General features: G+C 62.8%; 26 protein-coding genes. 17 read left to right on the top strand and 9 right to left on the bottom strand.

All coding sequences use genetic code 11. From position 1 onward, the window contains the following. Positions 1-165 precede the first annotated feature (165 nt). Positions 166-1,671 carry an anion permease gene (locus K0F85_RS08755; protein WP_219115668.1) on the bottom strand — a complete coding sequence of 502 codons (1,506 nt, stop codon included), beginning with the start codon at positions 1,669-1,671 and terminating at the stop codon, positions 166-168. A 258-nt stretch (positions 1,672-1,929) separates the two neighbouring features. Between K0F85_RS08755 and K0F85_RS08760 the strand changes: the two genes are divergently transcribed. The 3 genes from K0F85_RS08760 (at position 1,930) to K0F85_RS08770 (ending at position 4,985) form a co-directional block, all read left to right on the top strand. Then, positions 1,930-3,063, top strand: coding sequence for an acyltransferase (locus tag K0F85_RS08760; protein WP_257572628.1), 1,134 nt, complete (start codon positions 1,930-1,932; stop codon positions 3,061-3,063). 233 nt (positions 3,064-3,296) lie between these two features. Further along, entirely contained in the window at positions 3,297-4,070 is a 774-nt protein-coding gene (locus tag K0F85_RS08765) for a ferredoxin--NADP reductase (protein ID WP_219115670.1), read from the top strand. 333 nt (positions 4,071-4,403) lie between these two features. Further along, positions 4,404-4,985, top strand: coding sequence for a DJ-1/PfpI family protein (locus K0F85_RS08770; protein WP_219115671.1), 582 nt, complete (start codon positions 4,404-4,406; stop codon positions 4,983-4,985). On the opposite strand, the gene K0F85_RS08775 is transcribed toward K0F85_RS08770, so the two are convergent. From K0F85_RS08775 to K0F85_RS08785, 3 genes are all read right to left on the bottom strand, one after another. Beyond that, the gene (locus tag K0F85_RS08775; RefSeq protein ID WP_219115672.1) at positions 4,982-6,457 is read right to left on the bottom strand and encodes a serine hydrolase domain-containing protein; all 1,476 of its coding nucleotides are present in this window, start codon (positions 6,455-6,457) and stop codon (positions 4,982-4,984) included. The genes K0F85_RS08770 and K0F85_RS08775 overlap by 4 nt on opposite strands. An 85-nt stretch (positions 6,458-6,542) precedes the next feature. Beyond that, a complete protein-coding gene (locus tag K0F85_RS08780; RefSeq protein ID WP_219115673.1) occupies positions 6,543-6,872 on the bottom strand; it encodes a hypothetical protein in 330 nt (109 codons plus the stop codon). A 7-nt stretch (positions 6,873-6,879) separates the two neighbouring features. Further along, positions 6,880-7,254, bottom strand: coding sequence for a hypothetical protein (locus tag K0F85_RS08785; protein ID WP_219115674.1), 375 nt, complete (start codon positions 7,252-7,254; stop codon positions 6,880-6,882). 130 nt (positions 7,255-7,384) lie between these two features. On the opposite strand from K0F85_RS08785, the gene K0F85_RS08790 reads away from it, so the two are divergent. From K0F85_RS08790 to K0F85_RS08800, 3 genes are all read left to right on the top strand, one after another. After that, complete coding sequence (locus K0F85_RS08790) at positions 7,385-7,786, top strand: GFA family protein (RefSeq protein WP_219115675.1); 402 nt, start codon at positions 7,385-7,387, stop codon at positions 7,784-7,786. Between the two features lie 209 nt (positions 7,787-7,995). Next, positions 7,996-8,307 carry a hypothetical protein gene (locus K0F85_RS08795; protein WP_219115676.1) on the top strand — a complete coding sequence of 104 codons (312 nt, stop codon included), beginning with the start codon at positions 7,996-7,998 and terminating at the stop codon, positions 8,305-8,307. 181 nt (positions 8,308-8,488) lie between these two features. Further along, positions 8,489-8,737, top strand: a complete 249-nt coding sequence (locus K0F85_RS08800; RefSeq protein WP_010398340.1) for a DUF3297 family protein — start codon at positions 8,489-8,491, stop codon at positions 8,735-8,737. A gap of 78 nt (positions 8,738-8,815) precedes the next feature. Here the strand turns inward: K0F85_RS08800 and K0F85_RS08805 are convergent, their stop codons facing one another. The 4 genes from K0F85_RS08805 to K0F85_RS08820 form a co-directional block, all read right to left on the bottom strand. After that, positions 8,816-9,469 (bottom strand): hypothetical protein, encoded by a 654-nt coding sequence (locus K0F85_RS08805; protein ID WP_219115677.1) that lies wholly within the window; start codon positions 9,467-9,469, stop codon positions 8,816-8,818. After that, positions 9,466-10,326: a hypothetical protein gene (locus tag K0F85_RS08810; protein ID WP_219115678.1), complete on the bottom strand. Its 861-nt coding sequence runs from the start codon at positions 10,324-10,326 to the stop codon at positions 9,466-9,468. The genes K0F85_RS08805 and K0F85_RS08810 overlap by 4 nt, the downstream gene beginning before the upstream one ends. A gap of 81 nt (positions 10,327-10,407) precedes the next feature. Continuing rightward, positions 10,408-11,238: a glutaminyl-peptide cyclotransferase gene (locus K0F85_RS08815; RefSeq protein WP_219115679.1), complete on the bottom strand. Its 831-nt coding sequence runs from the start codon at positions 11,236-11,238 to the stop codon at positions 10,408-10,410. Between the two features lie 26 nt (positions 11,239-11,264). Beyond that, positions 11,265-12,173 (bottom strand): LysR family transcriptional regulator, encoded by a 909-nt coding sequence (locus tag K0F85_RS08820; RefSeq protein WP_219115680.1) that lies wholly within the window; start codon positions 12,171-12,173, stop codon positions 11,265-11,267. A gap of 102 nt (positions 12,174-12,275) precedes the next feature. Between K0F85_RS08820 and K0F85_RS08825 the strand changes: the two genes are divergently transcribed. Next, a complete protein-coding gene (locus K0F85_RS08825) occupies positions 12,276-12,746 on the top strand; it encodes a CidA/LrgA family protein (RefSeq protein ID WP_257572631.1) in 471 nt (156 codons plus the stop codon). Continuing rightward, positions 12,743-13,432, top strand: coding sequence for an LrgB family protein (locus K0F85_RS08830; protein WP_219115682.1), 690 nt, complete (start codon positions 12,743-12,745; stop codon positions 13,430-13,432). The genes K0F85_RS08825 and K0F85_RS08830 overlap by 4 nt, the downstream gene beginning before the upstream one ends. On the opposite strand, the gene K0F85_RS08835 is transcribed toward K0F85_RS08830, so the two are convergent. Continuing rightward, positions 13,429-14,112 (bottom strand): TetR/AcrR family transcriptional regulator, encoded by a 684-nt coding sequence (locus tag K0F85_RS08835; RefSeq protein ID WP_219115683.1) that lies wholly within the window; start codon positions 14,110-14,112, stop codon positions 13,429-13,431. The two genes, K0F85_RS08830 and K0F85_RS08835, sit on opposite strands and share 4 nt — an antisense overlap. 90 nt (positions 14,113-14,202) lie before the next feature. On the opposite strand from K0F85_RS08835, the gene K0F85_RS08840 reads away from it, so the two are divergent. The 9 genes from K0F85_RS08840 to K0F85_RS08880 all read left to right on the top strand — a co-directional run bounded on the left by K0F85_RS08840 (position 14,203) and on the right by K0F85_RS08880 (position 22,090). Further along, complete coding sequence (locus K0F85_RS08840; RefSeq protein ID WP_257572632.1) at positions 14,203-15,345, top strand: NAD(P)/FAD-dependent oxidoreductase; 1,143 nt, start codon at positions 14,203-14,205, stop codon at positions 15,343-15,345. A 92-nt stretch (positions 15,346-15,437) separates the two neighbouring features. Further along, positions 15,438-16,529 carry a tRNA 2-selenouridine(34) synthase MnmH gene (gene mnmH / locus K0F85_RS08845; RefSeq protein ID WP_219115685.1) on the top strand — a complete coding sequence of 364 codons (1,092 nt, stop codon included), beginning with the start codon at positions 15,438-15,440 and terminating at the stop codon, positions 16,527-16,529. Between the two features lie 45 nt (positions 16,530-16,574). Continuing rightward, positions 16,575-17,639 (top strand): selenide, water dikinase SelD, encoded by a 1,065-nt coding sequence (gene selD / locus K0F85_RS08850; RefSeq protein WP_219115686.1) that lies wholly within the window; start codon positions 16,575-16,577, stop codon positions 17,637-17,639. Between the two features lie 26 nt (positions 17,640-17,665). Next, a complete protein-coding gene (locus tag K0F85_RS08855; protein WP_374198661.1) occupies positions 17,666-18,544 on the top strand; it encodes a putative selenate ABC transporter substrate-binding protein in 879 nt (292 codons plus the stop codon). A 130-nt stretch (positions 18,545-18,674) separates the two neighbouring features. Then, on the top strand, positions 18,675-19,487 hold the full coding sequence (locus K0F85_RS08860; RefSeq protein ID WP_219115687.1) for a phosphonate ABC transporter ATP-binding protein: 813 nt from the start codon (positions 18,675-18,677) through the stop codon (positions 19,485-19,487). Beyond that, a complete protein-coding gene (locus tag K0F85_RS08865; RefSeq protein ID WP_219115688.1) occupies positions 19,481-20,317 on the top strand; it encodes an ABC transporter permease in 837 nt (278 codons plus the stop codon). The genes K0F85_RS08860 and K0F85_RS08865 overlap by 7 nt, the downstream gene beginning before the upstream one ends. Continuing rightward, positions 20,314-21,114 carry a phosphonate ABC transporter, permease protein PhnE gene (phnE, locus tag K0F85_RS08870; RefSeq protein ID WP_219115689.1) on the top strand — a complete coding sequence of 267 codons (801 nt, stop codon included), beginning with the start codon at positions 20,314-20,316 and terminating at the stop codon, positions 21,112-21,114. The genes K0F85_RS08865 and phnE overlap by 4 nt, the downstream gene beginning before the upstream one ends. A 25-nt stretch (positions 21,115-21,139) precedes the next feature. Then, positions 21,140-21,505: a hypothetical protein gene (locus K0F85_RS08875; RefSeq protein ID WP_219115690.1), complete on the top strand. Its 366-nt coding sequence runs from the start codon at positions 21,140-21,142 to the stop codon at positions 21,503-21,505. A gap of 90 nt (positions 21,506-21,595) precedes the next feature. Then, on the top strand, positions 21,596-22,090 hold the full coding sequence (locus K0F85_RS08880; protein ID WP_219115691.1) for an N-acetyltransferase: 495 nt from the start codon (positions 21,596-21,598) through the stop codon (positions 22,088-22,090). The last annotated feature ends 69 nt before the right edge of the window (positions 22,091-22,159 follow it).

The following is a 22,159-nucleotide window of genomic DNA, read 5'->3' on the forward strand; positions in this document are numbered from 1 at the left end:
CGCTCACTGGAATTGCGCCAGTTCGGAGCCTTGCCGAGCGAGCTGCGGGCGCAGATCAGGAATTGGCTGGCAGAAAAAGCGTGGTCTCAGGCGGCCGTCCTGTGCAGGCCCGCCTTGGACGGCGGGCTGGCGCACTATCTGGCGCGCCAGCTGCTGCAGCTTGCCTTACCAATAACCGAGCACCTTCCACCAGGTCGTGCCGATGATGGCAAAGATCAGCAATTCCACCACGCACATGATGAAGCCGACTCTCCACCAGTTGCCCATCGTCACGAAACCGCTGCCGAAGATGATGGGCGAGGTACCCGTCGCATAGTGCGTCAGGGTCATCATGATGGCCGAGCCGGCCGTCATCATCAGCATGAAGGGCACGTGGTATGCGGACGGAATCAGGTGCATGCCCACCGTCAGGAAGGCCAGCAGCATGGCGCTGATGTGGGCCGTCGTGCTGGCAAAGAAATAATGCGAGAAGACGAACACCAGCACCAGGACGGCGGCGATCGGCAGCCAGTCCATGCCGCTGGCGACGATGGCCGCATTCATGCCGGACGAGAACCAGGCGATCACGCCCGTCTTGTTCAACTGCTCGGCCATCATGACCAGGGCGCCGAACCAAACGAGGGTATCCCAGGCGCTCTTTTCCGACAGCACGTCATCCCAGTCGATGGTACCGGTGATGATCAGCACGAACAAGCCGACGAAGGCCACCACCGTCGCATCAAGCGAAAACGCGGGGCCGAACAGCATGGCAGGCACGTTGGCCCACAGCAAGAGCAGCAAGGCGAAGGTGCCCAGCATGACTTTTTCCGGCGGCGACAGCGGACCCATGCTTTTCAGCTCCGCCTTGGCGTAGGTGACGGCGTCCGGCGTGGCTTTCAGTTCCGGCGGCGAGAGCCAGTAGATAATCAGGGGCATCACCAGCAGGCACACCAGGCCTGGCAGCAGCATGCACAGGGCCCAGGTGGTCCACGTCAGGTGGAAACTCTGGCCGCTGGCCTTGGCCACGAAGTCGACCACCAGGGGATTCGGCGCCGTGGCTGTCAGGAACATGGCTGAAGTGATGGGGTTGGCGTGGTAATTGACGAGGGCAAGGTACGTTCCCACTTTACCTTGCGTGCCCTTGGCCGGGTCCGAATCGAAGGCGTTGGCGATCGATTTCATGACGGGGTGGACGATGCCGCCGCCGCGTGCCGTATTACTCGGCGTAAAGGGCGCCAGCACCAGTTCGCAAATTGCCAGGCCGTAGCCGATGCCCATGGTGCGCTTGCCCAGCAGGGAGATGAACAGCAGGCCGATGCGGCTGCCCAAGCCTGTCTTTTTCAGGCCGCGCGAAATCAGAATCGCCACGACAATCAGCCAGATCAATGGATTCGAGAAACTGCTGAGCGCATCCGTGATCGCGCCCTTGGACGAGGTCGACGTCACTTGTGACAATGACACGATGACGATCGCCATCATGGCCATCACGCCGATCGGCATGACTTTCAGAATGATCGCCAGGATGGTGGTGAGGAAAATCGCCACCAGCCCCCAGGCCTTGGGCGTCAAGCCGTCCGGCGCCGGCAGCAATAGCATGCTCACCAGCAAGGCCGTGCAGATCAGGGCGGGGACGAGGCGGAAGGGGACGGCTTCCTTGAAATGCAGGAACATGTCGCGCACTGTTTTGTACATCTTTATTACCTTTCGCTGTGGGTCAGGCATCCTGGCGGTCGGAATCGTGCACGCAGATTCCTGGGCTGGCAGGCACAAGAAGCGCGCCTGCTGGATGACAGATGCCCAACAATTCTGTTCGGAAATATCATACACGCAAGGCGGCCCGTCCCCGGTGCCATTCGGCGCGGCATTCCCTGCAATTGCAAAATCGTTGACCTGCGAGCGACATGTGTCGCATAATCGCCCCTCATGTCGCCTAAGCCAATGAGGAAGCCATTGCAAGCACGCAACCATCATATCGACGCCCTGCGCGGCGTGGCCATCCTGTGCGTGCTGCTGCTGCACTTTGCCCTCGCCTACGGCCTGAAGAACAGCCCGCTCGAAATCCTGCCCTCCTGGCTGCTGCGTGCCGCCTATCAGGGCAATTACGGCGTGACCATGTTTTTCGTTATTTCCGGCTACCTGATCACCTCGACTTCGCTGCACCGCTGGGGCGACCTGGCGCGCATCGACCTGGCGGCGTTCTACCTCTACCGCATCGCCCGCCTGCTGCCATCGCTGCTGCTGGCCCTGTCCATCATCGTGCTGCTGGGCGTGCTGGACGTGCCCTTCTTTGCCAATTCGGACGGCGGCAAGGACTTGCCAGCCAGCTATTTCATCATCGCCATCGCTTCCGTGCTGACCTTCTGGCACAACGTGCTGATGCAAAGCGCCGGCTATTTTAATTACTGCCTGAACGTGTACTGGTCGCTATCGGTCGAGGAAATGTTTTACTTGCTGCTGCCGTTGTCGTGCCGCATCCTGCGCCGGCGCCACTGGATCATGCTGCTGTGCGGCGCTGCCATCGTGGCCGGGCCCGCCTACCGCAGCCTCCATGCAGACAACGAGATTGACTTCATGTACGGCTACCTTGCCTGTTTCGACGCCATCGCCATCGGCTGCCTGACGGCCCTGCTGACGCAACATTGGCAGCCGGGGCCGCGCGTCGGGCAACTCTTGCGCTGGGCAGCGGGCCTGGTCGTGGCGGCCCTGTACGTGCGCGGCATCGGCGGACATGAAGTCTTTGGCTTCAGCGCGATCGCGCTGGCCAGCGCCGCCTTCATCGTGGGCGCCACGGCCGGACAGGGCCACCCAGGCCCGCTGCAATGGCTGGGACGGCACAGCTATGAGCTGTACCTGTTCCATATCATCGTGCTGGCCACCATGCGCAATCTGGTCGACAAGGCGGGCCTGGGCTACGCGGAGCGCCTGCCGTGGCTGGCGCTCTTCCTGGCTGCGACCGCGCTGGCGGCCGCCGTCGTCGCCCGCTGGGTGTCCGAACCGGCCAATACCACCTTGCGCCGTCGCTTCCGGGGCGCCGCCACGGCCGCGTCTGCAAGCGCGGGCCGCAGCCCTGGAGCGGCCCCTTGAAAAGTGAGCCAGGTCAAGCGCGCGCATCTCCACGGCCCGTTTTCCGGGCAAATTCCAGCCCGTTCTTGCCATCCGCACTATAATGTCGGCACCGCGTGCGGCAGCAATGGCGGCGATAGACGGTAACAATTTCATGTGCAGGCCGGTACAATAGCGTCTGGGCCTCCACAGGGTTTCACTTTTGCCAGCAGTTGCCAGCAACTAACCATTTTTTTGACCAGCCAACAAACACTATGAGTTCGATGAATGAAGAGCGCGTATTAAGCGTGCACCACTGGACGGATACCCTGTTCTCCTTTACCACCACGCGCGACCCGTCGCTGCGTTTCTCGAATGGCCATTTCACCATGATCGGCCTGCGCGTCGATGGCAAGCCTTTGCTGCGCGCCTACAGTATCGCCAGCGCCAATTACGAAGACCATCTGGAATTTTTCAGCATCAAGGTGCCGGGCGGCCCCCTGACGTCGCGTTTGCAACACTTGCAAGTGGGCGATACCGTCATCGTCGGCCGCAAGCCGACGGGCACTCTGGTGTCCGACTACCTGCTGCCAGGCAAGCGCCTGTACATGCTGTCGACGGGCACGGGCCTGGCGCCTTTCCTCAGCATCGTGCGCGATCCCGACATCTACGAGCGCTTCGACCAACTGATCCTCGTGCATGGCGTGCGCCAGGTCGACGAACTGGCCTACCAAGAGCTGCTGGAAGAACACCTGCCGAAGCATGAATTCCTGGGCGAAATGGTCAGCGACAAGCTGCGCTACTACCCGACCGTGACGCGCGAAGACTTCCGCAACATGGGCCGTATTACGGCACTGATCGAGAACGGCAAGCTGGCCGCAGACCTGGGCTTGCCGGAGCTGAACCCGGCCGAAGACCGCGTGATGATCTGCGGCAGCTCGGACATGCTGCGCGACCTGAAAGAAATGCTGGAAGCGCGTGGTTTCAAGGAAGGTAATACCTCGACGCCTGGCGACTTCGTGGTCGAGCGCGCGTTCGCCGAGAAGTAATCCGCATCGCCCCTGAGGCCCGGTGCCGCTGCTTCCTGCGGCGGCAGCGGGCCTTTTTCATTGGTGCTTCAACGGCCTGGCTGCGCGCGCCGTTTGTTCCAGATCAACATGACAATTTCAGCACCGCTCCTGTCGCACGCGGCATGGCCCGCGTGAATGCGGCTGTAGCCAACTTCCTGCCCATGCTCGGAAAGGATCAGCAGCGAAGCGGCGCGTACCCTCATTTCACCTGCGCTCCTGACAGAAATTGTCAGTACTCTTTAGTATGCTTTCGGCACCAGCAGGCTAGCCAGCCTGCAATAATAATCCCTCCAACTGCGACAGGACTTATTCATGACACGTGCCATCACCATTCTGACCGAGAACTTTGCCGATTGGGAAACCGCCCTGATCAATTCCACGGCGCGCCTGTACTACGGCTTTTACACGCAGTTCGCCACCCCGGGCGGCTTGCCCGTCACCTCGTCCGGCGGCATGTTGGTCACGCCACAACTGGCGCTGGAAGATATTGCGCTCGATGATCTCGACTTGCTGATGGTGTGTGGCGGCAGCCACTGGCAAAGCGGCAAGGCTCCCGACCTGGGCCCCTTGCTGCGCGCCGCGCGCGACAAGGGTGTGGTGCTGGCCGGCATTTGCGACGGCACGCGCGTGCTGGCGCAGGCAGGCGTGCTCGACACTGTGCGCCACACCTCCAATTGCGCCGACAACCTCAGTAAGGTCGGCTATGCGGGTGCCGCCCTGTACCAGGACGTGCCCTGGGCTGTGGCCGACCAGCGCATCATCACGGCGCCAGGCACGGCGCCCGTCACCTTCACAAAGGAAGTCTTGCGCGCCCTGGGCATAGACGACGAAAATCTGGCCGCCTACCTGGCCTTGCATGGGGCCGAGCACGGCAAGGCTACGGCAGCCCGCTAGTCAGCGCCCAGCACCCGCAAGCGCGCCACGGCATGCTTGTTGCCCGGGTCGAGTTCCAGCGAACGGCGGTAATGCGTGACGGCCAGCGACTTTGCGCCGTCCGCCTCGTACGCTTCGGCCAGGCTGTCGTAGCCATTCGCGCCTTGCGGATACAGCTGCACACCCAACTGGAAGACGGCAATAGCCTGTTTCGGCTGCTGCCGGCCCAGCAGGCGATAGCCCCAGGCATTCAAGTCGCCTTCGGTGGGCGCCGACAGCCCATGCTGGTGCCGGATGGCAACCAGTTTCTGCTCCAGTCCGTCGAAACCGCCGCTGGACGTGCTTTGCCGCAGCAGGTGCGCGGCATACGCACCGCCGCGCTGCTGGCGCAGGGCGGGAATGTAAAAGCCGGCGATGCTATCGATCAACTGTTCCGGTTGGCCGCCGGCCAGGTTGCTCAGGATGATGACGGCCAGGTCATCGTCCGGATACACATAAAAGGCCGAGCGGGCACCGCCGATGCCAGCCACGGCGCGGTGGCCATCGCGGCCGATGGTGGGCCAGCCCAGCGCCCACGGCGCCGGCTTGCCGTCATTCAAGCTGGTCGGCTGCCATAGCCGTGCCACGCGGGCGGGCGCCAGCAAGCGCCCCGCTTGCAGCGCGATGAGCCAGTTCGCCAGTTCGTCCACATTGCTGTTGATGCCGGCACCGGCGCGCAAGAACACGGGGAAATCTTCGATGACGTTGCGGTAGCCCTTGCCGCCCCGGTCCAGCACGTAAGAACTGGCCTTGTTGGCGACCACGTCCTTCGCATCGCCAAAGCCGCTGTGCGGCATGCCCGCCACGTCAAACTGCCGGTGCTGGACAAAGGTGGTGAAGGGCTGGCCGCCTTGCAGCTCGATCAATTTCGCCAGCAACACATAATTGGTCTGGTTGTAGCGGTAGCGCTCGCCTGGCTGGGCTTCCACAGGCAGCACCTGCACGGCGGTCCACGCCGCGTCGGCGTCATCCGGCTGCGGCCCCACCAGCTTGCCGCTGCGCTGGTCCAGCACATCGGGCAAGCCCGAGGTATGGTTGAGCAATTGCGTCACTGTCACGCCTTGCCAGGCTGCTGGCAGCCCCGTCAGATACCGGTCGATGGGCGCCGCCAGGTCGATCTTGCCCTGCTGTACCAGCTGCATCACGGCCACGCCCGCAAACGCTTTCGTCGCCGAATTGATGGAAAACAGGCTGGCGTCCGTCACAGGCACCCGGTATTGCAGGCTGGCCAGGCCAAAATTGCGTTTTAGTACGACCTTGCCACGCTGTATTACGGCCAGTTGCAATCCTGGAATCTGGCGCTCCTGCATTTCGCTGCGCACGAAGGCGGCAATCTCCTGTTCCACGCGCGACGCCTGCGACTGGCTGGTCGGGGCGGCAGCGGCGGCAATGACGCCAGCGGGGACGGCGGCAAACGCCATGAGAAGCAGGACGGATGGGAGGCGTGGGTTCAAGATGCAGCTTTCGACAGTTGAAAACGGAATCGCAGCATCCCATACCTATTTGTCAACGTCAACGACAATCTTGCCGGTTATACACTTACTCGTCCAGCCACACGTCTTCATAGCCTTCCCTGTCGAGGATAAACTTGGCGCCGCTGGGCAAAGCCAGGTAATCGACCACCTGCGGCAGCATCTCGTGCAGGTGCTCGGCATGCAGGGCCTGGTAAAAGCCGCTTGCATCGTCGTGTTCGCCACAGTGGATGAACCAGCTGATGGTGCCGTTTTCCGGTAGCACGATGCGCGTGCCGTAGATGGGCGACTGCGCCAGGCTGCCGATGGCCAGTGCCACCATGGGCTCCGGCGCCTGCGCCGGAAAGCCGAATCTGTCGCAGATGCGCTGTTGTGTTTCGCTGATCAGTTCAGTCATGCTGTTCTCAGGAGCCGATGTATCGATAATGGAGGCGCAGTGCGCCATCGTGGCCGGACATTTCCAGGTGCAAGGTCGCTTCGCCTGGCTTGCCATCGGCCAGCATGATGCATTCCAGGCCCAGCGGTCCGGCATCGGTGGCATACACATCGACGGCGGGACGCCCGCCCTTGCCTGGCACGAAGGCGAGTGCCAGCGGCGCCAGGGACAGCGCCTGGTTCGCCGCAAAATAGCTGTCAAGCATGTCGACGACCTCCCCGGCAACGCCCGGCGACAAGCACCAGTCGCGTTGCAGCGCAACAGGATCGCGCAGGTCCAGCGTTTGCACGAAGGCTGCCGCCTGCGCGTACGCCTGTTGCCGCAGGCTATCGCTAACGCTCATTTCCATCCTGCATCTCCTCTCTTGTGAACAAGCGCCATTATAGTGTGCGACCTGGTGGGTGGGCCACTGTCGCACTGTCGCCATCACAGCAGTTGCATGACAGTACGGCAACCATATAGAGTAGGCCACAATGAAAAAAACCTACCACGGCAGTTGCCACTGCGGCAGCGTACGCTTCGCAGCCGAGATCGACCTGGCTGCCGCGACCCTGCGCTGCAATTGCTCGTATTGCCTGAAAATACGCTGCTGGGCCAGCCTTGTGCCGCCCACGGCCTTCCGCCTGCTGACCGGCGAAGCGGCCTTGAGCGAATATCGCTTCGGCGCCGGGCGCGAACGCCACTATTTTTGCCGCCACTGCGGCGTGCGGCCGTTCGGGCGCGGCGATTCGCCCCGCAGCGGCCCGTTTGTCGGCATCGGTGTCAACTGCCTCGACGACGCGTCGGTGGACGAACTGGCCCGGGTGCCCGTCACCTTCGTCGATGGCTGGCATGACGACTGGGACAGGCCGCCACAGGAAACGCGGCATCTGTAAATAATGTCATGTAGAAATGGTTATCACGCACCACGGAGTTTTCCTACGTGGCGACAGGGAGTGTCCCTATGGTTAAGCCAGCGTCCGACAGCGAGAATGGGCGTAACGGTGACACGTGGCGCCGGAGGCCAGGCAGGAGCATCTTTAATCCATCCTTACGCCAACCTTGGTGCGGATGATGACGCAGACTAACCATAGGGGTAACGATCATGACTTCAAACAGCGACGACAAAAGCGGTAAGCAGTCGGACAAACAGCAAGCGGACAACCAGCAGTCGGACAAGCAGTCCGGCACCCGCCAGTCATCGGAGCGACTCCCGGGAGGCAAGCAAGAGCAGCATGATGACGCAGGCCGCCAAAGCAACAAGAATGACGGCGACAAGCAATCCGGTTCGCAACAATCGGGACTAGGCAGGAACGCCAGCGAACAATCGGGTTCCGGCACCGGTTCGCGTAGCGGCGCGCATGAGAAGCCTATGGAAACGGGACGTCAAAGTCACAAAAATGATGACAAATCCTGATCGCCAGGTCGTGTGATTGCCGGCAAATATGCCGGGACTCCGCTGCAGCATGGGCCGGTACGCCAGTACCGTGTCGGCCCATGATGACTGCACGGCCAGGCCCGCCCTTTCATGAACGGTGCTACAGGCGACGTGCGAAAGGCCGTTGTCTGGATCGGCATTCTGGGCGATAATTACGCCCATGAACGATACCACTACCTTACCCCCATTGCCCGATCGCCTGTCGATCGACCCTAGCAGCCCCTACCACGTTGCAGCCGTGTTCGAGAACGACGTCGGCATCCGCTTCAACGACAAGGAACGTCTTGACGTGGAAGAATATTGCATCAGCGAACGCTGGATCAAGGTCGCTTCCACCAAGTCGCTGGACCGCCGCGGCCGTCCGCTGCAGATCAAGCTGAAGGGCAAAGTCGAAGCGTTTTACCGCTAAGCAACACATGTAATGTCATCGAGGCCGATTTCCATCGGCCTTTTTTACGTCTGCCAGTATTGCTCAGCCACGTAGCGATCAAGCCGCCGGCGGCGGCTGGAAGGCGCAAAAGCCCGGCCACTGGTCGCGGCTGTCGCACACTTTCAGGCAGCCTTTATTATCCTTGAACGTGGCGACAACCTTGATGGGGAAGCCATATTTTGGCGTGGTGGCCAGGAAGGCGGACGGGCAGCTTTTCTCGTTGCTGAAGCGGAAAGTGATCTCTTCGCGGCGGTCCTTGCGTGCAAATTCCAGCATGAAGGTTTCATTGCTGTTCCATTGCGCCTTGCCAGGCACGCGGAAGCGGTAGCGCGGACTGCCCGGCTGCTGGCCTTCGAGTTTCAGGCCGAAGACGCGGCTGCTGGCCGTGGCCGTCTCGACCTTGGCAAGCGGATACGCGATGGCAAAGATATACGTACCGGCAAAACCCTGGTCGAAGCCGAGTCCCTTCTGGTAGAACGGCACGACGATATGCGGCGCGCCCGAGTATTCCAGGCTGCCATCGGCACGGGCCGAGCTGCGCGACGTCAGCTTGTCATCGGGCGCTTGCCCGAAGACCACGTCCAGTTCCAGCAAGGCTTGTTGCTTGTCGATATCTTGTGCCAGATAATCCTTGGGGAACATTTCGCCGTGCACGCAGCCGGCCAGCAAGGAGGCGGCGAGGCAGCCGGCGAGGAGTTTGGGTCTTGTCATGGCTGTTTTCCTTCTGGCGGCGTGGAACTGAGGCCCAGCCCCGTCACTTGCCAGCCATTCTTGCCTTGTTTCCATTGAAATTGCTGGCCGAACCAGGCCAGTTCCAGCTCGCGCCGGATGCGGTTCGAATCCGTGCGGCCCTGGCGCGCCTTGATGGCGGCGCCCGCCTGTTGGGAAGCGGCCTCCGAGATCGGTTTCAGCCACCGCTGATACGTGTCGGGCGGCAAGGCCAGCACGCCGGCGACGCCATCGTCCCGCGTGGCGACGATGATTTGCAATTTGCTCAACTTCCTGGCGAGGTAGGCGCCGCGCCGCCCGTCGGGCGACACGGAGACCAGCATGGCGGGCGCGTAATCGCCAGTGACGCTACCAGGCACGTCAAACCACAGCAATTCGCCGGTGCCCGTATCGAGCGCGCGGCCGTCGCGGGCAAACAGCAGCACCTCGCTGCGGCCCGGCTGCGGCACGCCCCATTCGGGGTCGCGCTCCGTGCGCACCATGCTGTCGCGCTGCATGGGACTGATGGGGCGCATCAGCGGCTCGCCATTTTGCACGCCGATGAGTATCGTGCCCTGGCCCGTGTAGCCCTTGCTAAACGCCAGCAGCATGGGCTGGCCTTCGCGCGTCGCTTTCAGCGGGCGCACTTCCACCACTTCGCGGGCGCCGCCGGGCCAATAGCCGTGCTGGCGGAAAGACAAGGTGACGAGCGAGTCGTGACGGTCGTTGGTGACGGCGAAGTCGCCGTATTGTTTCGTCACCGGCACATACGGCGCTTGCGCCTGCGCGGCGGGCCAGATGGCGGCAAGCAGGCTGGCTGCAAGCGCCAGGCGGTGCAGGCGGAAAGAAAGGGACAGCATGGCATCCTGTAAAGGTCGCACTGAGCGAAGGATGAACATCATAAACGATTCATTCCCAGCAACACTGTCCGATAGAAAACCTCAATGCCGCTGGATTTCGATCAGCTCGATTTCGAACAGCTTGGGCCACAGCTTGCCCGTGACAAACAAGCGCTTGCCGCGCGCATCCCAGGCGATACCGTTCAGCACGGCATCGGGATTGGCGGTGCCGCGCTGTGCGGGCGGCAGCAAGCCCGTCAGGTCGATCCAGCCGATCACTCTACCGCTGGCCGGGTCAATGCGGGCGATCACGTCAGTGCCCCACACATTGGCAAACAGTTCGCCGTCGACCATTTCCAGCTCGTTCAGGCGCTCGATGGGGCGGCCTTCCCCCTTCACGTCGAAACGGCGCACTTCCACCAGGGTTTTCGGATTGAGCACGCGGATGGCAGCGCTGCCGTCGCTCATGTAGACGAATTTGCCATCGCTGGCCAGGCCCCAGCCTTCGCCCTGGTAGCGAAAGGTCCGCTTGAGTTTGAAGGTTTTCTGGTCGAACACATAACCGGTCTGCGAAATCCAGGTCAAGGCAAGGATCTCATCGCCCACGTCCGTGATGCCTTCGCCGAATACTTTTTTATCAAACATGCTTTTTTGCAGCACTTTACCCGTCGTCAACTCCACCTTGCGCAGCGAGGACTGGCCGTTCTGGCCCGTGCTTTCATACAGATGGCCATCCTTGAACAGCAAACCCTGCGTGAAAGCCTGTGGGTCGTGCGGATAGCTATTCTTGACGAAATAGCCATACACGGGAATGGCGGCCTGGGCGTAGCCCATTTCGCTCATCAGGCCCACGGTGCATAACAATCCCAGCAGCAGCGAGCCGGCGCTGCGTTTGATTTTGGCTGTAACCTTGGCGTTGACGTTGATGTTCATCTGGTCGGGCGGAAGTGGAGGACTGCCTATTGTAATCGCGCGGCGTCCACCATGTGCGTCCTGACGAGGTCAAGCCAGGCCCGCGCGGCGAACGACAGCCGACCGCCTCGGCGCCAGGCCAGCATCAGATTCCACTCCACGGGCGGGCCGGCCAGGGGAATCACGGCAAACTGCGCTGGATCGAGCGTGTCGCAATACATCTTTGGCAGCAGGCAAATGCCGACGCCCAGCCGCACCAGCGAGGCAATGAAATCCCACTGGCCGCTGCGGCCCGTGATGCGCGGCGCGAAGCCGGCCCGCTGGCAGGCAGCGTGCACGATGTCGTTGAGGGCGAAAGCGGCGCCATAAAAGATGAAGGGGCTGTCGGCCAGCTCGGCGAGGGCCACCGAGGAGCGCCCCTGCCATGGAGAAGCGGGAGCAGCAAGCAGGCACAGGGGCGAGCGCACGAGGGGCAAGGCTTCGAAATCCTGCCAGGTGGCTGCATTGCCCGGGTAATCGAGCATGGTGCCCAGTTCCACCGTGCCGTTGCGCAAGTCGCGCTCGATGGCTTGCGTGCCGCTCTCGTACATTTTCAGTTCGATGCCCGGATAGCGCTGGTGGTATTCGGCCAGCCACGGCGCCAGGGTGGAATGGGTCTGCGGCGACACGCCGACGCGCAATTCTCCCCGTTCCAGCTCTTGCAGGTCGCGCAACTCCACCTTCAGTTCCGCATGCAGGGCCAGCAGTTCATGCGCGCGCGACAGCACCACCTTGCCCGCGTCCGTCAGCGTAAAGCGCTTGCCCGCGCGGTCCAGCAAGGCCAGGTCGAGCGACTGTTCCAGCTGGGCGATCATCTTGCTGACGGTGGGTTGCGTCACGTGCAGCCTGGCGGCGGCGCGCGTAAAACTGTTCTGTTCGACCACTTCGACGAAGTAGCGCAGGGAGCGGATATCCATGATGCATTCCAAAATCGAATGATAATCATAAGTTTAAGTCATTTTATCTTTTGATGTGTAGTCTCTACAATGAAAACCTCCCCAGCCGCTAGAAAGCCCGCCGTGAAAGCCCCAGCCTTGCCGCATGCCATCCATTCCGCCGCTCTGCCTGCCATCCCTGCCTGGCGCCAGCCCGCGCAGACTGTGTGGCAGGTGGGCATCTTGATTGCCGCCTGGTGGCTGGCCGACGAAGCCGCCTCCGCCCTGCACTTGCCGTTTTCCGGCGGCGTAGTGGGCTTGTTCGTGCTGGTGGCCCTGCTGCTGTCAGGCTGGGTGCGGCCCGCCGCCATCGAACTGGGCGCGAACTGGCTGCTGGCCAATATGCTGCTGTTCTTTATTCCGCTGGTCGTATCCGTGGTGCAATTTACACAGCTATTGAAATCGCAGGGCGTGATGCTGTTCGTGAATATCGGCCTGGGCTTTGCCTGCGTGATGCTGGCCACGGCGTTGACGGTGGAATGGGTGTGCCGATATGAGCGCAAGCTGCGCCTGCAAAAACTCGTGCGCCAGCGCACAGCCAGGGCGGCAGCATGAGCACTTTGGTCCTGTCCCTGCTGTTTTTGCTGCTGACCCTGGTGCTCTTCTATGCCAACCAGGCAGTGCACCGCCGCCACCCGCATTTTTTACTGACGCCCGCCATCTGCACCTCGGCGCTATTGATCGTCATCGTGCAAGCCACCTCGACGCCGTTCGCCACCTATTTCGGCGAGACGCGCTGGCTGCCGTGGCTGCTGGGCCCGGCCACCATCGCCTTCGCGCTGCCCATCTTCCAGGAGCGCAAGCTGATTCGCAAGCACTGGCTGGCCTTGTCGCTGGGCAGCTGCGCCGGCATCGTCGCCTCCGTGGCCGCCACCCTGCTGCTGGACCGCTTGTTGGGCGTGCATGGTGACATGGCGCGCAGCTTGCTGGCCCGTTCCGTCTCGACGCCATTCGCGCTGGAAGCGTCGCGCCACATGGGCGGCTCGGCACAGCTGACGGGGATTTTTGTCGTAATGACGGGCTTGTTCGGCTTGATGCTGGGCAAACCCTTGTTAAAACTGCTGCCCTTGCGCATGCGCATCGCCCGTGGCGCGCCGTATGGCGCGGCGGCGCACGGCTTCGGTCTGTCCGTGGCGCGCCGCGTGGGCACCGAAGAAGGCGCCGTGGCCAGCCTGACGATGATTTTCTCGGGCGTCGTGACGGTGCTGCTGGCGCCGCTGCTGGGGCATCTTCTGGGCTAGCGGTCCGCATGCAGCGCCTGCATGCCATGCACGATCAGGTCGATTCCCGCCAGAAAATCCTCCTGGTCGTCGTGCGCGCGCAACTGCCCCGCCACCTTGCGGGCAAACGGAAATGCCTGCGCATCGAGGCGTGACCACGCGCCCGCCATGCTGTCGAGGAAATGCGCACGCTCCAGGCCCTTTTCCCTGGCGATGACGGCATTGGCCGCATTTTGTCCGCTCACGCCCAGCAAATAGTTCAACAAGGTGCATGCCGCCAGCCATTGCCTGTGCTGCGGCACGCCCAGGGCATCCACTTGCTGGCCCAGTCGTTCCAGAATGCGCACGGTGGGCAGCTGGCCCGGCGCGCGCGACAGGGCCGAGCCCAGCCACGGATGCGCATCCATCGCCTCGAACATGGTCAGCGCCACGGCGCGTATGCCCGCCTGCGGCGTAGCGCCAAACGGGGCGGCCTGCATGGCGCGGGCGACGATGGCGTCGCTGGCGGCCGTGAACAAATCATCCTTGTCGGCCACGTGCCAGTAGATGGCACCCGCGCCCGTCGCCAGACGCGCGGCCAGGGCGCGGAAGGTCAGGCCGCCCTCGCCGGCCGTATCGAGCAAGGCAATGGCGGCATCGATGATGGTGTCGCGCGTCAGAGCATCGGCGCGTCGTGGTGGGTACGCTACAGTATTGGGCATCGCTTATCTTGACACAGATGCCAGCTTGCCGCAAAATTCTTGTGGAACGCTGTTCCAATAACATTTTGAAAACGACCTTCAAGGATGACCATGCATATCGCCATCATCGGCGCAGGCCTGGGCGGGCTGATGCTCGCCCGCGTGCTGCACGTCCAAGGCATCGCCGCAACCGTGTACGAGGCCGATGCGTCACCGCAGGCGCGCCGCCAGGGTGGCCTGCTCGATATCCACGAGGAAAGCGGCCAGCAAGCGCTGCGGGCGGCTGGCCTGCATGACGCCTTCCGCGCACTCATCCATGCGGGCGGCGAGGCCAGCCGCGTGCTCGACCTGCACGGCACCGTTTTGCTCGAAGAGGGGGGCGATGGCACCGCTGGCCGTCCGGAAGTGGCGCGCGGAGAACTGCGCCGCATCCTGCTCGATGCCTTGCCTGACGGGTGCGTGCGCTGGGGCCATAAATTGACCAGCGTCGCAACGATGGGCGGCGGCCAACACATGCTGAGCTTTGCAAATGGCGCCACGGCAACGAGCAACCTGCTGGTGGGCGCGGACGGCGCCTGGTCCAGGGTGCGGCCCCTGCTCTCAAGCGCGCAGCCCGGGTACAGCGGCATTGTCTTCATCGAAACGTATCTGTTCGACAGCGACCGTCGCCACCTGGCCAGCGCGCAAGCCGTGGGCGCGGGCGCCCTGTTCGCGCTGGCGCCGGGAAAAGGCATCCTGGCGCACCGGGAAGCCGATGGCGTGCTGCATGCGTATGTGGCCTTGAGCAAGCCGGAAGAATGGCTGGCCGGCATTGATTTTGCCGATCCCGCCGCCGCCCGGGCTTGCATCGCCGCGCAATTTTCCGGGTGGGCGCCCGCGCTGACGGCCCTGATCACGGACGCGGACACGCCGCCCGTGCCACGCCCCGTGCATCTGCTGCCCGTTGACCACCGCTGGCAACGCGTGTCGGGCGTGACCTTGCTGGGAGACGCTGCTCATTTGATGGCGCCGGTCGGCGAAGGCGCCAACCTGGCCATGCTCGATGGCGCCGAGCTGGCGCAGGCGCTTGCCACGCAGCCGGGCGACGTCGACGCGGCCCTGCTGGCGTATGAAGCGGCGCTGTTTGCGCGCAGCAGCGTGGCCGCAGCGGAGTCCAAGCGCATCCTGCACCTGTGCGTTGGCGACGAGGCGCCGCACAGCCTAGTCCGGTTCTTTGCCGGCATTCAAGACGAAGGCCCGGCGCGGGAAGTGTAAGAGGCAGCGGTGAGGCGCGGCACCAAAGCCCCACGCCAGCGGCCTTTATCGGGGATAATACGCATTTCCCCATTCCAAGCAGCCGCGCCACGATGAAATACCCTGCAGTCCTGCCTTTCAGCGACATCCTGTCCCGCTTGCACGCGTTCGATGCCATCATCGACGTGCGCAGCCCGTCCGAGTTCGCGGAAGACCACTTGCCGGGCGCCATCAACCTGCCTGTGCTCGATGACGAGCAGCGTGTGCGCGTGGGCACTTTATACAAACAGACCAGCGCCTTCGAAGCGAAGAAACTGGGTGCGGCGCTGATCGCGAAAAATATCGCGCGGCATATCGAAGAAGGTTTTCTTGCTCATCCGCATTCATGGTCTCCGCTCGTCTATTGCTGGCGCGGCGGCAACCGCAGCGGCGCCATGGCGCATATTCTGGCGCGCATCGGCTGGCCCGTCACTCAGCTCGACGGCGGCTACAAGGAATACCGGCGCCATGTGAATACCGAACTGGCTACCCTGCCCGAACGCTTCGACTTTATCAATGTGCTGTGCGGTCCCACGGGCAGCGGCAAGAGCCGCTTGCTGCAGGTGCTCGACAAACAAGGCGCGCAAGTGATCGACCTGGAAGACCTGGCGGCCCATCGCGGCTCCGTGCTGGGCGGCTTGCCAGACGCGGACCAGCCCTCGCAAAAAGCGTTTGAAAGCGCGTTGTGGCAGCAACTGCGCCATTTCGACCCGCAGCTCCCCGTGTTCATCGAGTCCGAAAGCAAGAAAGTGGGCCGTTTGCGCGTGCCCGATGCGCTGATGGACAAGATGCGCGCGGCCGACTGCACCGACGTGCGCCTCGCCACCGACCAGCGCGTGCAATTGCTGATGCAAGACTATGAACATTTCGTCGGCGACGCGCAGCGCCTGAATGTGCAGCTGGCGCTGTTGACGCAGCTGCATGGCAAGGAGAAAATTGCCCACTGGCAGCAACTGGCCACAGCGGGCCGCATGGCCGAGCTCGTGGAAGCGTTGCTGGTGCAACATTACGACCCCGTGTACCGGCAATCGATCGCCCGCAACTTCAGCCGCTACGCGCAGGCCACGCCGCTGGTCTTGCCCGATATTTCAGAACATGCCTTCGAGCAAGCCGCGCGCGCATTATGTGCTATCGTCGGCCAACCCCGTACCGCCAGTGCCGCGTGATGCCTGGCTTGCCACCTAATTACTTAATTCAGCAGGATGACGACCATGTCCGATAGCGCAGCAACACCAGATACACCGATCCGATTGACCGAATTTGCCCATGGCGGCGGATGCGGCTGCAAAATTGCGCCCGGCGTGCTGGCCGACATTTTAAAAGGCAGCGGTGGCTTTCCCCTGCCGAAGGAATTGCTGGTCGGCATAGAAACCTCCGATGACGCGGCCGTCTACCAGCTCAACGACGAGCAGGCGCTGATCGCCACCACGGATTTCTTCATGCCCATTGTCGATGACCCGTTCGACTTTGGCCGCATCGCCGCCACCAACGCCATTTCCGACGTGTACGCCATGGGTGGAACGCCCATCATGGCGCTGGCCCTGGTGGGCATGCCAATCAATAAATTGCCAGTGGAAACCATCGGCCGCATATTAAAAGGTGGCGAAACTATCTGTGCCCAGGCCGGCATCCCCATCGCGGGTGGCCACACCATCGACTCCGTCGAACCGATCTACGGCCTGGTCGTGCTGGGCCTGGTGCATCCCTCGCAAGTCAAACGCAACGCGGGCGCACGCACCGGCGACAAACTGGTGCTGGGCAAACCGATCGGCGTGGGCATTTTGTCCGCCGCGCTGAAGAAAAATGCGCTGGACGCGGAAGGCTACGCTTCTCTGATCGATAACACCACCAAATTGAATACCCCGGGCAAGAAACTGGCCCTGCTGGACGGCGTGCATGCGCTGACGGACGTGACGGGCTTCGGCTTGCTGGGCCACACGCTGGAACTGGCGCGCGGCGCGAAGTTGCAGGCGCGCATCGCCATGCACGATGTGCCGCTGCTGCCGCAGGTGCAGCAACTGGCGCAGAATGGAAACATCACGGGCGCCTCCAGCCGCAACTGGCAGGGCTACGGCGCGCAAGTGGCGCTGGACGACAGCCTCAGCGCCATCGACAAGGCGATCCTGACGGATCCGCAAACGGCCGGCCCCCTGCTGGTGGCTTGCGCGCCGGAAGCCGTCGAGCAAGTGCTGGCGATTTTCCGCGCCGAAGGCTTTGGCGACGCCGTCGTCATCGGCGAGATGTTGGAAGGCACGACCGGGGTTTCCGTAATCTAATGAATATTTTTTGCAAAGGCAGTCCCATGACCATGTTCTCCAACTCATCGAACAAGTTTCCCGCCATCCTGGCCACCGTCGCCGCCACCCTGGCCATCCACAGCGGCCTGGCGCAAGCCCAGCAAGTGCTGCGCGTGTCCGCCATTCCCGACGAAGCGCCGACAGAATTGCAGCGCAAGTTCAAGCCGCTGGGCAGCTATCTGGAGAAAAAGCTGGGCATGAAGGTGGAATTTACGCCCGTCACCGATTACGCGGCCTCCGTGGAAGGCTTGATCAACCACAAGCTGGACATGGTCTGGTTCGGCGGTTTTACCTTCGTGCAAGCGAACGTGCGCAGCGGCGGCAAGATCGTGCCCCTGGTACAGCGCGAAGAAGACACGAAATTCCGCTCGGTGTTCGTCACCACCAGCAAGGACATCAATCAGTTGTCCGACTTGAAAGGCAAGAATTTCACGTTCGGCTCGGAATCGTCGACCTCCGGCCACTTGATGCCGCGTTACTACTTGCTGGCCGCCAAGATCAATCCGGACACGGACATGAAGCGCATCGCGTTTTCCGGCGCGCATGACGCCACCGTGGCGGCCGTTGCCGGCGGCAAGGTCGATGCGGGCACCTTGAACATTTCCGTGTGGGAAAAGCTGGTCGAAGCGAAAAAGGTTGACCCAAGCAAGGTGCGCGTGTTCTACACGACGCCCGGCTACTACGATTACAACTGGAGCGTGCGCGCCGACATGAACCCTGTCATGCGCCAGAAGCTGACGGACGCCTTCCTGGCGCTGGACCCTTCCACGCCGGAAGGCAAGGAAATCCTCGACCTGCAGCGCGCCACCAAGTTCATCCCGACTAAGGCCGAGAACTACAAGGATATCGAAGCGGCTGCGCGCGACGCGAAGCTGTTGAAATAATTTCCTCGTATTCAGCATCAATCAGGGGTCAGACGGTGGCGCCGAGTCCCGCGCGGGGAATACGTCCCAATGGGACGTATTCCGATCACGAAGCGACTGACCCCAGCCCTCATTTGCAACGAAACATCGCATGACATTCCAACTCCACAAGGTCAGCGTCCACCACGCGGGCGCCGCCGGCAATGCGCTGGCCCTGCGCGACCTGGACCTGGTCGTGGCCCAGGGCGAACAGATCGCCCTGATCGGCCCCTCGGGCGCCGGCAAGACCAGCTTGCTGCATACGCTGGCCTGCGCGCTGCGCCCAGCGTCGGGCAGCTTGAACATACTCGGCAGTTCTCCCTGGCAGATCGGCAGCGCCGAGCGTCACGCCTTGCGCGCGCGCCTGTTCCTGGCGCCGCAAACGCCGCCCCTGCCGCCGCGCCAACGGGTCGTCAACGCCGTGCTGGCGGGCCGCTTGCCGCAATGGAGCGTGTGGACCGCCATCCGCTCCCTGCTGGCGCCCGTCGACCCGCGCGCCGCGTGGGAGGCTTTAGGCAAGTTCAACCTGCAAGATAAATTGTATGCGCGGGTCGACCGCCTGTCCGGCGGCGAACGCCAGCGCTGCGGCATGGCCCGCGCCCTCGTGTCGAATGCACAAGTGTTCCTCGTCGATGAACCTCTGTCGGCGCTCGACCCCACGCTGGCTTTGCAGACGATTGAGGTGCTGCAAGCGGAGGCGCGCGCGCGCAAGGCTACCTTGATTTGCAGCCTGCACCAGGTCGAGATCGCCCGCGCCTGCTTCACGCGCATCGTCGCGCTGCGCGATGGCAAGATCGTCTTCGACTTGCCCAGCGCAGAGGTCAGCGACGTCATGATAGCGCAGTTGTACCGCAACAAGGCCGATGCCGCACCGCAGTTCGAGGCGGTGGAAGCGAACCTGGACGCGGCGAGGCCCCTTTGCTGAAGAGCGCCCACGCCGCGCTGCCGCGCGACCCTGCCTGGCGCGGCCGCCTGATCGGCGCCGCCATCCTCCTCATCGTGCTGTGGCCGATGCTGGTGCAGGCCGAATTCAAACCATGGATTTTATTCGATGCGCAAAGCCTGGCGGCCACCTGGCAATTCCTGGCCAGCTTCGTGCCACCGGCCCACTCGCTGGAATTCCTGCAACTGGTGGCCATTTCCAGCTGGGAAACCATCGCCATGGCGACGGCCGGCATGGCGCTGGCCATGCTGGGTGCGATTCCCCTGACCCTGCTGGTGACGGAGCGCCTGTCGATTTCGCGCATCGGCTCTGGCCAGGTGTCGCCGCTGGCCGCCAGCGTGCGCCACGCTGTCCGTGCGCTGCTGGTGCTGCTGCGCAGCGTGCCGGAACTGGTCTGGGCCTTGTTATTGGTGCGCATCGTGGGCCTGGGGCCGACGGCCGGCGTGATCGCCATCGCCCTCACCTATTGCGGCATGCTGGGCAAGGTGTATGCGGAAATCCTCGAATCATCGGATGCGTCGGCCTGCAATGCCTTGTTGCACAACGGCAGCGGCCGCTTGCAAGCCCTGTTGTTCGGCGCCTTGCCCGAGTCGGCCGCCGAACTGGTGTCGTACACGATATACCGCTGGGAATGCGCGATCCGCGGCTCCGTCGTCATGGGCTTTGTCGGCGCGGGCGGCCTGGGCCAGCGCATGGATGAATCGATGAAGATGATGGCGGGCAATGAGCTGGCCACCATGCTGATGGTCTTCGTGCTGCTGGTGGCGGGCGCCGATGCGGTCTCGGCCATGCTGCGCCGGAGGCTGGCATGAAGCAAGAGTCCACGTTTCTGCCCATCCCTGCCCCAGTGCGCTGGTCGACCTGGGCCTTGCTGGCCGCCTTGCTGCTGCTGGTCATCGCCAGCTTTGCCAGCCTGCACCTGAAATGGGGCGAGTTCTTCAGCGCCGATGCAGTACGTACGAGCGCCGATTTCCTGCACGGTTTCGCCCCGCCTGAACTGGCGCCCAACTTTTTGATGAAGGTCGGCGTCGCCACCTTCGAAACGCTGGCCATGTCGGCCATCGGCACGCTCATTGCCGCACTCCTGGGTGCACTGCTGGCGCTGCCTGCCAGCGGCCGCTTCGGTAAGCTGGCGCGCAATGCCACGCGCGCCATCTTGAACGTGCTGCGCTCGATCCCGGAGCTGGTGTGGGCCTCGATTCTGCTGATCGCCGCCGGCCTGGGGCCGTTCGCGGGCACGCTGGCGCTGGCGCTGCACACCGTGGGTGTGCTGGGGCGATTGTTTGCCGATGCCTTCGAGAATTGTCCGCCCTTGCCTGCCGCGACTTTGCGCATCAATGGCGCCCGACCCGCAGTGGCTTTCCTGTATGCGACCTTGCCGCAATGCAGCCCGCAGATGATGTCCTACACCTTGTACCGCTGGGAAAACAATATCCGCGCCGCCGCCATCCTCGGCGTCGTCGGTGCGGGCGGCCTGGGGCAGATGCTGAAATACCATTTGTCGCTGTTTCAGATGCCAAGCGCCGCCACCGTCATTGTCGCCATGCTGTTGATGGTGGCCGCCGTCGATGGCCTCAGCTATGTGCTGCGCCGGGCCATGACACGTTAACGTTTACTTTTCACAAGGAGCTCCCATGGTAGGCTGGTGGACCATCATCTCGACACAAACGCCCGAACAACTGGCCGATATGACGAAAGTCAACAAGGAAGCGTTCCTGGCCACTTGGGAAGCGGGCCTGTTCGGCGCGGACTGGATCGCGCAATTGTGTGTGCAAGGGAAGGCGACCCAGCTGGCGTTCAACGGCTTTCCCAACCGCTACACGGCCCAGCTAGAGGTCATCGCGCCCCTGCTGCTGGCGGGCATTGCCGAGGCGCAAGATGGTGAGTTTCCACAAGATGAGCTCACGGGCTGGCCCGGCAGCATCAGTGTGCACGGGGAGCGTATCGCCGCCTGCGCGCCGGGACAACTGTTGACGATTGAAGTGTGGGACCAATCTTAAGTTGCGCGCAATCAATACCATGGCAGCGATGCTGTTAATATTGCCAAATACATTCGTCGCCTGCCTTGTCGCGTAAGGAATCCTGAAGGTTTGAACAATATTATCATCCGCCCCACCCTCGTCGCCGACTGGCCTGCGCTGAAAGCCACGCGCCTGGCCGCCCTGCTCGACGCCCCCACGGCCTTCGGCGCCAGCCACGCCAGCGCGGCCAGCCTTTCCGATGCCGACTGGCAGCAGCGCGCCGTCAGCACGCCACAGCGCACGTTTTTCCTCGCCTTTGATGGTGCTCTGGCCATCGGCCTCGCCGCGCAAGTAGTGGCCAACGATGGTGTATGCCACCTGATCGCCATGTGGGTAGCCCCCCCCTATCGGGGCATGGCCGTGGCACAGGGCCTGGTCGATGCCGTGAAACAATGTGCCGTCGGCAACGGCCACGCGCGCCTGGTGCTCGACGTGGCATCCGAAAATGCACGCGCGGCCGCGTTTTACGAGAAACAAGGCTTTGTCTTTTTACCGGAATGGGAAGCGCTGGAAAGCCATCCGCATATCCGGGTGCAGAAGATGGAGTGGCGGGCACCTGCATAGCTAAAACATGTGAAAGATGAAACGCGATGCGACGAGCTATTGCGACACTCCTGATACTCGGTGCCCTTG

The organism is Janthinobacterium sp. UMAB-56 (assembly GCF_900095265.1).
Taxonomy (GTDB): Bacteria; Pseudomonadota; Gammaproteobacteria; order Burkholderiales; family Burkholderiaceae_D; genus Janthinobacterium.